Raw genomic sequence first — 12,843 nt, forward strand, 5'->3', positions numbered from 1 at the left:
CTACTTAAATTCAGATATATTGGCTTCTGCAATATCATCTTTAATTGATTTACATTCCAATATGGTACTACTTAAATAGTATATCTCTTGATTTCTTTGTCACAAGAAACTACATTTACATTCCAATATGGTACTACTTAAATAGTTAAAGGATTGGAAGATAGAGAGTACCTTAAAAGAATTTACATTCCAATATGGTACTACTTAAATCAAATAATGCAAATAATAAAATTGATGGGCTTCAAGTATTTACATTCCAATATGGTACTACTTAAATCCTCAATAACTTTATAAGCTAGCTCCTCAGCGTCTGCATTTACATTCCAATATGGTACTACTTAAATAGCTAATATTGTAAATTGGCATAATCAATTTAAAGAATTTACATTCCAATATGGTACTACTTAAATCGAAAATAGCAAACAAATGTTATTAGGTTGTGGTAGATTTACATTCCAATATGGTACTACTTAAATATACAAAATATATTTAAGTGAAAGAGGTAACAAATTAATTTACATTCCAATATGGTACTACTTAAATTACAGTAAATGCAAATGGAGTATATAGAGTTATATGATTTACATTCCAATATGGTACTACTTAAATGGAGAAATACCATCTAATGTTTTTTCTTCACTTGCTAATTTACATTCCAATATGGTACTACTTAAATGATGATAGTTTACTAGAAGCATATATAAATGAATTATTTACATTCCAATATGGTACTACTTAAATCATCTATAGTATTTGTTTGTTTATTTATAATTTCCATATTTACATTCCAATATGGTACTACTTAAATTAGTAGTTCAACAAGCTAATAGAGAGGACTTAGATATTTACATTCCAATATGGTACTACTTAAATCTATGAATGAAAGTATTAAAAGGATCAAAATAATCCTCATTTACATTCCAATATGGTACTACTTAAATATAGAGGAAAGAATAACTGTAGCTGAAATTAATAAATTTACATTCCAATATGGTACTACTTAAATTAATACTGAAGAAATGCCAGAAACTCAATTAAAAGCATTTACATTCCAATATGGTACTACTTAAATTTTGAAACAATTGCAACAATTATTTTATTTTTTTTAATTTACATTCCAATATGGTACTACTTAAATCATCACTCTAAATACTTTTTACCCTCTTCCCCCTTGATTTACATTCCAATATGGTACTACTTAAATAATTATATGAAAATAAAAGTAATGATATTGAAAGAAATTTACATTCCAATATGGTACTACTTAAATGTACTCAATAAAAATGCAATTTATAAATGTTAATAAATTTACATTCCAATATGGTACTACTTAAATTAGACAATCTGCATGTGAAGAACTTAATAAAAAATTATTTACATTCCAATATGGTACTACTTAAATGCTATTTATTAAATTAAATAATGTGTCATTTCCTGATTTACATTCCAATATGGTACTACTTAAATGATTTGTTAAAACACTAATAAATTCATTCTTTGTAGAATTTACATTCCAATATGGTACTACTTAAATGAGTATTTTTGGTGTTACTGCTTTTGCTGATTGTATATTTACATTCCAATATGGTACTACTTAAATGTTTATAACAACACTTACACTGTAACTCAAATTAGATTTACATTCCAATATGGTACTACTTAAATCTCCTAATAGATGTGATACTAATACAGACCTAGCATAATTTACATTCCAATATGGTACTACTTAAATATTAAAAGAAGAAATTAAGAAAAGTGCTGAAGTTCTATTTACATTCCAATATGGTACTACTTAAATTTCTTTTCCCAATTAACTCTTTTTAATCCGGATAAATTTACATTCCAATATGGTACTACTTAAATCCTCAAAATTTCTACAGGCGTCAGTAGCTCCCTTACTATTTACATTCCAATATGGTACTACTTAAATGTCGTAAGCATATCCTGAGCCTACTACTTCAATAAAATTTACATTCCAATATGGTACTACTTAAATAGCCGTTTTAGTGTTCCCTACCCTATCTATATACAAATTTACATTCCAATATGGTACTACTTAAATCGAGGGAACAACAATGTTCGAATATGATAATAATGATTTACATTCCAATATGGTACTACTTAAATTCTTATAGCAATTACTATCTATAAACTTATTCAGAGTATTTACATTCCAATATGGTACTACTTAAATATAGAAGAAATGGGGAATTTGAGGTAACTTTTTCAAGATTTACATTCCAATATGGTACTACTTAAATGAAAAGAATTATTCCCAAGTACTAAGGGGTTTGAATTTACATTCCAATATGGTACTACTTAAATCCGACAACTCTTATAAGCTGATTTTTCTATTCAATATCATTACTTTTTGTCTACCTATAATAAATTTTCATATCAACAATATTTAAAATCTCAAACTATTAGCAATATTCATCTTATAACCTAGTATTTATCTACTCTTGTCTATCCCCCTATATTTTAACACTATCTGTGGTCGACAATCAAATAAAATTACTAGTCTTATCATCATCTTTACCCCACATCTCCTTGCTCAACCATCTATCGCTCCTACTCTTAAATAGAATTATAGAATCTCTATCATCCCTTACAACCTTTTTTAATTCATAATTAAGTTTGACAATTTGTGCTTCTGATAACTCACCTTCAAAAACAGAGTTTTGTATATGACATAAATATTTTTTACATATTTTAAATGTTCTATTTAACACCCTTTGACCACCATCATCTGTTTTTATATCATAAACTAGTATAACATACATTTATTCAATCCCCTTACCACCAAATTTTAAATGGATCATATTCCTTTTCACCTAACAAATGCTTTATTAGTTTATAGCACTCTAATCTCATTAAATATTCATACGATACACTTTTATTTAACTCTTTATGTTTTATTGTAGTTTGCAACCTTTCATCTAACTCAGCTACTATAATTCTTGATGCTTCTTTTGTTAAATGCAAATAATTTAACTCCTTTGTAAAACTCTTTTCAGTAATTTGCTTCTTATTCAACAAAGAAAATATAAGTCTATCTGCCAGTATTGGTTTAAATATTTCTGCAATATCTAAACTTAAAGAAAATCTCCTTTCCCCTGGTTCATGCAAATAACTAACTGTTGGATTTAATTGAGTGTGATATATTGAACCTAGTACCTTTGTGTAAATTAACGTATTTACAAAAGAAATTAAAGTATTTATCATATTATCTGGCGGATTCTTAACTCTCTTTTTAAAATCAATATTTTGATCAATTATTATATTCCATGCTTCATAATATACCTTACGTATATTTCCTTCATATCCCATCAATTCATTTATACTATTACTTCTGTATATATGTTTTCTTATGGCTTCTATCTTATCCATATATGCCTGTACATCTTTTCCTCTTCCATTGTAATACCTTAAATTTCTATAAATATTATAACTTGCTCCATCTATAAACCTTTTAGCTATTTCTAACCTTTTATCGCTATCACTATAATGATTCACTTGATTAACTAACAGATTTCCAGATACTAATTTTTCCTTTGGCTGAAAACTTCCAGTATAAAAACTATAATAATTAAAAAAATGAATAACTACATCATATTGAGATAAATAATTTATTAAATTAGTGTTGAAGTCCATTTCCGACATTACATATATCTCATTAACAGTTTCTATTGGTATATATTTTCTCTCACCAAATTCATCAACAAAAGCAATTGAATTATCCTTTCTCTTTAAAGTACCATTATTATAAATGTAATAGCTTCTTTTCATTAATCCTTACCCCCTTATATAAAGCACAAATCATAATAAGCACAAGCCTTACATATTCTTTTTTTATCTAATACCGGTGGCTTACTATCTTTTATTATTTTTTGTATATCCAATAAAATATTTTCAATAACTCTTATATCTTCATCCGTAAGAGTTACCTCAATGCTTTGTTTAAGTAATGGATAATCTATTTTAGCTTTTATATTATCTACCCCTCTATTTTTTAAGAAATATAGATAATATTTAACCTGAAATATACTAGCCTCTTCAATTTTTTTACTTTTTTTAACCTCATGCAAAACACCTTTAGAACGTATAAAATCAATATTTATTATGTTATCAATGTTTATATGTTTTTCATCTCTTTGATAAGTTTCTTCATCTATTGCTTTTCCAATAGCAACACTTTCATTCCCTTGCTCCATTTGAATCTCATTACAAAAATACCATAACTTTCGCTTGCAAACCTCATAATAATAAATCATTACACCAGTAACATCTTTTTTCATATTAACCTCTCACTAACACTTAAATAATATTTGTACTAAAAACTATTACCATATAGCTGAATTTCTAGTTTGCTTATCATACCTCATCCTTTTATACCCAACTTCATCATATTCACATTCAATAACTTTTATATAATCTTTAACATTATTACTCAACATAACTTTTTTATAATGAATAGCCTTACCACTTTGTACTGCAAACTCATAATTTTTAACATCAATTGGATGAACTGAAACTGTATATTGCTTTATTTTATCTTTTAATTTTACCCTTTCAATGATACTAATTTCCCTATCCTTTAATTTATTCTCTAACTCAGTTATATCACTAAGATATTTTTCGTATATAGGACTTGGAATAATTTCTTCTGATAAAATGTTTCTCAAATTCACATCATTTACCTGAAATTTATATGGTTCAATATCATTTATAAATTCATATTCCTTATTATATTTCCTCATATAATCACTATCTTTTAAATTTTCTGTTGTTAAATATTTTTCTATCAAACTAACCTTTTCCTTTTCAGATAGCTGTCCATCTAAATCTTCTATTGCTTCCTTTGACAAATTAAATAACGATCTATCAATAAATCCTCTTTTTCCATCAACTAAATTAGATTCTTCTATCTTGGTATATACATAACAATTATAATCTTTTGAATCTTTTTTACCCTTTCTATTGCATCTACCCAATCTTTGAAATAAAGAATTTAAATCCTGTAACTCTGTAAATAAATAATCAAAATCTATATCTAAACTAGCCTCAACTATTGATGTAGATATCCAAATTCCACTTTTCTTATCAATATTCTTTTCTTCATCATAAGTTTTTCCAAACTCTATAATATCCTCTTCTTTTTCAAGTCTTTCCTTTCTTATAAATTTACTATGCAATATATTTAATTCTTTTTCATCTACTTTACCCTTTAATTGATTATAAATTTTTTGAGCTTCTTTTATTGTATTACATACAATTAATACCTTATTATTTTTATTTAGTTTTTTATTTTCATTATACTTTTCATAAATATCATCTGAACTTATTCTTTCATTTATTACTTTTAAATTATGTCTTATTACATCACTAGTAAAAGCATTTTCATTTTCCTTAAAATCCATATTCTTTTTTAATAAATCTTTTATAAATGGTGGTAAAGTAGCTGTAAGTATTGCTATTTTACCACCTTGTTCATTAACTTTTTCCAATCCATAAATCAAATATGCTAATAAATCTGCACTATAAGCTTGTATTTCATCTATAACTATTTTTGAATAACCTAATGTAGTTAACTTAAGTTCATAACTTGGATATTTAAATACAAAATCAAAAATTTGATCCATTGTTGTAATATTTATTGGTATAGATAATTGTCTACCTATCGTATGATAATTTAATATATCTTCATTTTCACTCATATCATTACTTATATTTCTAAGATAATACTCTAATGAACTTGAATGTAATATTGCAATTTTCTCTTCAATCTTGTCATTATTCAATATATTCTTTCTAGCTCTATCATAAATTGCATTTATAGCTGTTCTTATTGGTAATACGAAAAATCCCTTAGTATTCCCCATCCATAAAAAGCCAGCTTCTGTTTTTCCCATACCAGTTTGAGCTATTGCTATAATATTCTCATTTTTATTTTCTAAAGCAAACTTTTGTAGCTCATTCCATTTTGTATTGTTATTTTCCTTTTTCCATTTAATTAAAAGATTTTTTAATGCTTCTTCTAAAAAACTGTTAGGATACTCAGCTACATTTCCAGCACTTGCACTATAGTCACACTTATGAAGATATCCTTTTATTTTTATAGTTTCAGGATTATTTATTAATTCTTTTTTTACTAATTTTGTTTTTATAGACCTCTTGATTTTGTAAATATTAAAATCTTTTACTAAGCTTTTAATTAATTCTTCCTTTTCATTTAAAATTTCAAAAACATTCCCATAGCTATGATGATTTAAAACACTATGAGCAACTTTTAAATAATCAGCTTCAGTAGTAAACATTTTGCTATCTATAAAATATAAAGATAGAACATTATGTACAACCTCTTTATCTTCATTAAACTTTAAAGTTTTACTTTTTACCCTTTTTTGAAATTCATCATTTAATTTTCCTAAATCATGATATATACAAGCTTTTTCTACTAAATTATAAATCTCACCCTTTTTTATATACCCAAGTTCTAATAATAAATCTAAACATTTTAATAATTCTTCTGTATGCTGCTTTATAGTTTTATCTGGCTTTGCTAACTTATTCTCTATTAACTCTAAAGTTTTAATATCTAATATTTTAAATCTCTCTTCCATTTTACCCCCTAATTATAAAGCAGTAGGAACTCCCTACTGCTTATTATTAAATGAAATTTACTATATACTCTTTTTCATCAGCCTTATCTATAAATATATTTTCGCTAGTTTCTTCTATATAGTATTGTGATGCATATAATACCTTTCTTTTTTGAAATTGTCTCTTACCATCTATAATGTCATAGTTTTTGTTTAAATAATATTTTGTACCACTAACCTCTATGCCACTTCTTATATTATCAAACCATACTCTTTCATTTTTAACATCTTCATAGCTTAAATATGCAGAGTAATTACTTCTAACTTCTCCCTCATAGTCTTCAATCAAGGTTACTATTTCAGCTTCTTTTACATCTACAAAATCTTCACTTCTACCTATAGATTTTAAATTATATATATTTTCTTCAACTTCTTTTAAAGTCTTTTCATCTGTTCTTACATGAATGACAAGTTCTATATTATTTAATATTTCATAAAACTTTAATGATGTTGTTAACGATCTAAACTTTGAAATAGGTTTAGTATATTCTTCTAATTCATAATTTTTTTGCTTTTGTTTCATTTCTTTTTCTCTAGCTTTAATTTCCTTTTCTTTTTCAGATACCTCTAAAAACTCTTTAGATTTTTTATCTAACGTTTTCTTTTTGGCTAATAACTCTAATTTTTCAGTTTTTATCAAATCTAATTTTTCTTTAAATTCACCTTTTTTATAGATATCTATTTTATCCTTTAAATCTCTTAAATCTCTATACTCTTTTAACAATTGCTCATTGTATACCTGTATAGTGATTCCCTTTCTAAAACTATTTCCTTGTGACTTTTTAGCACTTGCCACTTTTTCGAAGGCAGTTGATAAAAGGATTTCATTTCTCATCTTAACCAATATTCCTCTATCGTCCATTACTGAATTTAAAAAACAATAATCTGTGTACGGCTCTTTATGCATAGACTCAAACTTGCCTTGTACACTTATATCCATTGGATGATACTCTTTGTAATTACATGCATTATGAATTGCACCTATAATAGTTGAAATTGGAGGGAGTGGATATGTCATTTTATTATCTAACGTCTCTTCTCTTTTATAATTAGCACTACTTTGAGTAAGTACTATTCTTAATGCTTTCATAATTTACCTGCTTTCTCTTACTATTATTCTGCATTAAAGTAAGCATTTACTTCACTTCTAACTATATCAAAAAATTCCACAATCGATTTAGGCTCTAATTCTCTTTTTATTTCATTCTCATTTTGAAATGCTTTTCCTTCTAATAAACCAACATAATATCCTTTTCCAATTTTTCCTTTTAAATCTTGTGATATTACTAACTTATCCTCTTCTACCTTAACTACATTCTCAAAATAATGCGTTTTTCTATCTGATAGTCCACCTACAATAAATACAGGCTCTGAATTATCTAGGTTTCCCTTTACTGTTAAGCTTAAATTTTCTATAGCATCTAATATAGCATTTACTCTTGCTGCTTTTTCATTATTATCAGCTTCTTTATACCCGTCTTCTCCTGCAAAATTTTCATCTTTCCCTATCATCTCTAAATCAACAGTTATACTGTAAACCTTTAAAGATTTGTCATATTCATATTGATAAGGCATTAGACCTGCCTCTACAGCTTTTTCTTGTAAATTTATTTTATTTGCGTTAGCATAATTATTAGCTAAATATAAATTATTATGAAATCTTGTTTCATTTACAAAGCTTTCACAAGAAATAGCATCTGTTAAGTAAAAAGAACTTTTTCTAATATTAGTAGTACCCTTAGTACTCATATATCCACCTTCAAGAGCTCTACAATTAGAAGCATTTAGCTCTTTATTTACCATCTTTTGTGTTGCTCCATTTACATCTGTTTGTAAATCATCATACATTCCACTTTGAACCATTATTGCATTTTTCAAACTTTCTCTACTTCTTATTGTATATACTTTTCTATTCTTAAATATCTTTTGCACACTTGCTATATTTCCTAAACCTTCTCCATAATTTGAAGTCATATTTGCTACAACTGTTAAAGTTAGCGCTTTTTTATTCATTTCTCCACCCCTACCTATTCATTTTCATTACTATTTGTACTATTTGTATTCTTTGACAACGCATTGATAAATGTATATGCTAAATCTTTATTTGATTCAAAATCATCAAATAAGTCATAAATAAATCCAAATTCTACTCCTGAATAATTCGACAATTGAAGTAGTATTTGACATACTCTATCGTAATCTTTAAATATTATGGAACTAGTTAATTTTTGTCTATAACTTTCAATCTTATTTTTTTCTAAAGCGCCTGCTACTTTTTTCGAGCAAGCATAAGCCCCTTTTAACCTATCCTTCATACCTTTATTTCCCCTTATTAAAATATTTGTTTTTATAAGTTGAGTTGCTAAGTAATTTCTATTTCCTTTTAAACATAATTCTATTAAATTATCTAGCACCATGTTGTTCATAATACATTCCATTACTTCTTTTTGAATATTTCTATAATATTTATCATTTACCTTATAAGCAGTATTAAATGAGTTATAATCTATCTTTTCTCTATCTAGTGCTTTAAATATGTCAATACTATCTTTTCTTAAGTACAATGTTTCAAAATACCCCTTGTTTATATCCTTAAATATTATTTCAACATCTCTTTGTATAAAATCTATTGATTCCACAATACCTCTAAATAATGCTTGTCTAGTATCTAATTTGCCATTATTCTCATCTATATTTTTTCTTATTATTCTTTCAAATGTTTCATTTGATACTTTTAACCTATCAATTGTATAATTATCATTAATAAAGAATGCTTCTCTATTTCCTACAAAAGCAAATGGAATAAAATCCATTTCTATCATATCATTTCCCATAAATTTGCTATTATCAAAATTATATCCTGTCGATTTTCCTTTTTTACCTACATCAATACAATATCCTAATAATCTACAATACTCTTGTGAATCATTAAATAATTGGTTTGTATTAGCATAATTAGCATACATATTTTTTTTACTTCTAAATGTTTCTCTTATAATATCAGCTCTATTTTCTTCAATGATATCTAATATATATTGTTTATTTTTATTTTCAAATTTAATTTTATTAAAGCATTTTTTCATTATAGTATTAGCTACCAATTTATCATTAACTATCTTTATCTGTTCATTAGTTATTTCTTCATTAGAAAGTATATTTTCAACAATTTTATGATGAAACTCTTGTCCATATTTATCTTCGACAAATTCCAAATATTTTTCTTCTCTAATATCAGAACTATTATATAAAATATAATCTTCTTCTTTATGATAGCTTAAATTATGATAGTTAAAATATTGCAATAGTCCTAATATACTAGCAGAACTTCTCCAATCAGATGCTTCTAACTTAGTATCATAATTGCTATTCTGTAAATTTGTTTTCATATTTACCTCCTTTCTTATAGTAGATCTTGTGTTATCAAATCTATCATTCCAAAACCTGCTGACTTTCTGCTACCAATTCCTTGATCATAAAAATATTGTAATATTTCATTATTTGCCTGAATTTCAAACATACCTGTTGTTATGTCTATATATCTCCCGTAATGCTTTACAACAACCTTTTTGCATTGAATTGGACTAACTTTTATTTTATTAATTTCATCCTCACTAAATCCAGCTTGTCTCACTTGATTACTTATTACATTGTTTAATTTTTCTCTAAAATCAGCATCACTAAAAACATAATACTTATCACTATTATTTTCTCTATTATGTTCTCTAACACATATACCACTACCTATTGTAGTTTTAAATATAGCTCTTGAGTTTACTATTAAATCTTGTTTTTGATTTGTTATACTTTTTAATATCATTGAATTTTTGTTCGGTAGTGAAAACGTTTTATTCTTTTGCAAAATAAAAGCATTAAATAAAATTAATCCTGTTTTTTCTGCATCTCCTGTTGAAAAAAGTATTTTTAACTTATTATTTTCCAACTTTATTTCATCTTTAGTAAATCTTGATTTAGGTAGTATTACTGAAAAGCAATAATCCTTTTGATTAGTATCCTTAAAAAATCTATCATAATATTTTCCATCATTGCATTTTGATATTGCATTTTTTATAAAACTTAAGACTATACTTCTATAATCAATAGGAAAACTACTTTTCTCTAATTCTAAGGTTAAAGTAAATCTCATTTTATTCCTCCTTTTATTTTGTTAATTCATACTTTATTTTTATTATCACCTCACCCATTGTTTTATCTACTATTTTTTAATTATAGAATTATATAAACATTCCACTATGGTACTACTACAAAATATTTATACTATAATTTACAGCATATTCTACATTCCAATATGAAGATACTATATTTAAAAAAATTATAAGTAAATCTCTTATAATATATATTTTACTACATAAGGTATATTATGTAAATGTAATTTCTATTTTTTATTTTCTTATTTTTTAACTCTTTGACTCATAAATAATAATCTATTAACATTCTATTATTCTTTATTTCCATTCTAATTATAATATTTACATTCCAATATGGAGCTACTACTATCCTTTTATGCCTAATTGGTTTATTTGTATAAAATATATTTACATTCCAATATGGAGCTACTACTATCTCTTTATTTTCAAATAATTTATCATTTGTATCAACATTTACATTCCAATATGGAGCTACTACTATGTGGTAGTGCTATAGGTGCAGTAGCAAGTTTATTTACATTTACATTCCAATATGGAGCTACTACTATTTCAACTCTTTCTTCATTTCCAACAATACCGTCCTCATTTACATTCCAATATGGAGCTACTACTATTAAATGATTAGGAGGTGGGTTTATGGCTATTCAAACATTTACATTCCAATATGGAGCTACTACTATGAATTTATTTAAAAATGGATTCTTATTAAAAGCTGCATTTACATTCCAATATGGAGCTACTACTATTAGCTACATTTGCAAAGTTAAATATGATTCAACTAGATTTACATTCCAATATGGAGCTACTACTATGTATTGTTCTTTATATTCTTTGTTCATGTTTTTGTAATTTACATTCCAATATGGAGCTACTACTATAAGTTTAAAAGTGTCATAGAAATTTATTAAACCAAAATTTACATTCCAATATGGAGCTACTACTATCACCAAAAAAGACAGAGCGATTTACTATAGCACGTGAATTTACATTCCAATATGGAGCTACTACTATGAATGAAGAAACTTCCAAAACTTAAAGATTTACTTAATTTACATTCCAATATGGAGCTACTACTATTATTTTAAATTAGATAATATTGCAGCACATACACCAATTTACATTCCAATATGGAGCTACTACTATGCGTCCGCTCTTAAACTCTGATTTTCTTATTATATATCCCTTATTTCTGTCTATCTCTATATTTTGTAAATTTTATAGATATTTTCAAATAAAATATTTAGACTTATTCAACCCCTAATATTGAATTTATATAACATTGTCTCCCCCCTATGTTTTAACCATATGTTAGGTCGACAATTAAATTAATTTATTTTTTCTACTTTAATAATTAAATTTAAACATATTTATCTCAGACATTATAAATATGTTTAAATTTAAAGTTATCAACTACTATTACCTAATATAATTATAACATACAACATACCAAATAAAGTTATTATTTGAAATAAGATTTATCAAACCTTAAGATCTATTTCCTCATACTTTAGAAATAATTCTTCTTTTTCTATCAATCAGAACAACTTTATATCCAATTACTATTATCAAGTTATAGCTATAATCGGTAATCCTACCATAATAAAATACAACAGAATTTTTTCATTTCGCCCCCTCACTAGAATCCTTTCTAAACTATATGTCAAATCTGTAGTATTCTAAATACATCAAAAAAGGAACTACTTAAAAAGTAGTTCCTTAAACTTAACAGAATTATCTTCTATTTTGTTGTTCTTTTTTAGCTCTTCTACAAGCAACACATCTTGTTGGTTCGTTAGTGAATCCTTTTTCTTTGTAGAATTCTTGTTCTCCAGTAGTGAATACGAATTCAGAACCACAATCTCTGCATACTAAAGTCTTATCAGTCATATAAATTTCCTCCTTTTCAAAGACAAATACATTTAATAATATAAGCTTCTAAGTAAGTAGAAATTTACATACATATATATATTAAAATCTTTATTTTTTTGGCTATGTTTATTATTTTATCATAATAA

Annotated in this window: 9 protein-coding genes and 2 CRISPR repeat arrays; all 9 genes read right to left on the reverse strand. The window is 25.8% G+C overall.

What is annotated here, in order from left to right; genetic code table 11:
* Positions 1 to 47 precede the first annotated feature (47 nt).
* Positions 48 to 2,325: a CRISPR direct-repeat array (repeat unit 30 nt; unit sequence ATTTACATTCCAATATGGTACTACTTAAAT).
* A 179-nt stretch (positions 2,326 to 2,504) separates the two neighbouring features.
* The 9 genes from cas2 to ABUA17_RS00935 all read right to left on the reverse strand — a co-directional run bounded on the left by cas2 (position 2,505) and on the right by ABUA17_RS00935 (position 12,715).
* Complete coding sequence (cas2, locus tag ABUA17_RS00895; RefSeq protein ID WP_195951343.1) at positions 2,505 to 2,783, reverse strand: CRISPR-associated endonuclease Cas2; 279 nt, start codon at positions 2,781 to 2,783, stop codon at positions 2,505 to 2,507.
* A gap of 13 nt (positions 2,784 to 2,796) precedes the next feature.
* Positions 2,797 to 3,789, reverse strand: coding sequence for a type I-B CRISPR-associated endonuclease Cas1b (cas1b, locus tag ABUA17_RS00900; RefSeq protein ID WP_195951344.1), 993 nt, complete (start codon positions 3,787 to 3,789; stop codon positions 2,797 to 2,799).
* A 14-nt stretch (positions 3,790 to 3,803) separates the two neighbouring features.
* A complete protein-coding gene (gene cas4, locus ABUA17_RS00905; RefSeq protein ID WP_195951345.1) occupies positions 3,804 to 4,298 on the reverse strand; it encodes a CRISPR-associated protein Cas4 in 495 nt (164 codons plus the stop codon).
* 45 nt (positions 4,299 to 4,343) lie between these two features.
* A complete protein-coding gene (gene cas3, locus ABUA17_RS00910; RefSeq protein WP_195951346.1) occupies positions 4,344 to 6,623 on the reverse strand; it encodes a CRISPR-associated helicase Cas3' in 2,280 nt (759 codons plus the stop codon).
* 46 nt (positions 6,624 to 6,669) lie between these two features.
* A complete protein-coding gene (gene cas5, locus ABUA17_RS00915) occupies positions 6,670 to 7,752 on the reverse strand; it encodes a CRISPR-associated protein Cas5 (protein ID WP_195951347.1) in 1,083 nt (360 codons plus the stop codon).
* 23 nt (positions 7,753 to 7,775) lie between these two features.
* Complete coding sequence (gene cas7i, locus ABUA17_RS00920; protein ID WP_195951348.1) at positions 7,776 to 8,675, reverse strand: type I-B CRISPR-associated protein Cas7/Cst2/DevR; 900 nt, start codon at positions 8,673 to 8,675, stop codon at positions 7,776 to 7,778.
* A gap of 14 nt (positions 8,676 to 8,689) precedes the next feature.
* Positions 8,690 to 10,048 (reverse strand): type I CRISPR-associated protein Cas8a1/Csx8, encoded by a 1,359-nt coding sequence (gene cas8a1, locus ABUA17_RS00925; protein WP_195951349.1) that lies wholly within the window; start codon positions 10,046 to 10,048, stop codon positions 8,690 to 8,692.
* A gap of 14 nt (positions 10,049 to 10,062) precedes the next feature.
* Positions 10,063 to 10,806 carry a CRISPR-associated endoribonuclease Cas6 gene (gene cas6 / locus ABUA17_RS00930; protein ID WP_195951350.1) on the reverse strand — a complete coding sequence of 248 codons (744 nt, stop codon included), beginning with the start codon at positions 10,804 to 10,806 and terminating at the stop codon, positions 10,063 to 10,065.
* A gap of 340 nt (positions 10,807 to 11,146) precedes the next feature.
* Positions 11,147 to 11,971: direct repeats of the CRISPR family, unit length 31 nt; unit sequence AATTTACATTCCAATATGGAGCTACTACTAT.
* A gap of 588 nt (positions 11,972 to 12,559) precedes the next feature.
* Positions 12,560 to 12,715, reverse strand: coding sequence for a zinc-ribbon domain-containing protein (locus tag ABUA17_RS00935; protein WP_042398208.1), 156 nt, complete (start codon positions 12,713 to 12,715; stop codon positions 12,560 to 12,562).
* Positions 12,716 to 12,843: the final 128 nt, after the last annotated feature.

The organism is Clostridium sp. RTP31139st1_H3_RTP31139_211217, assembly GCF_040227035.1.
GTDB classification, from domain to species: domain Bacteria; phylum Bacillota; class Clostridia; order Clostridiales; family Clostridiaceae; genus Clostridium; species Clostridium saudiense.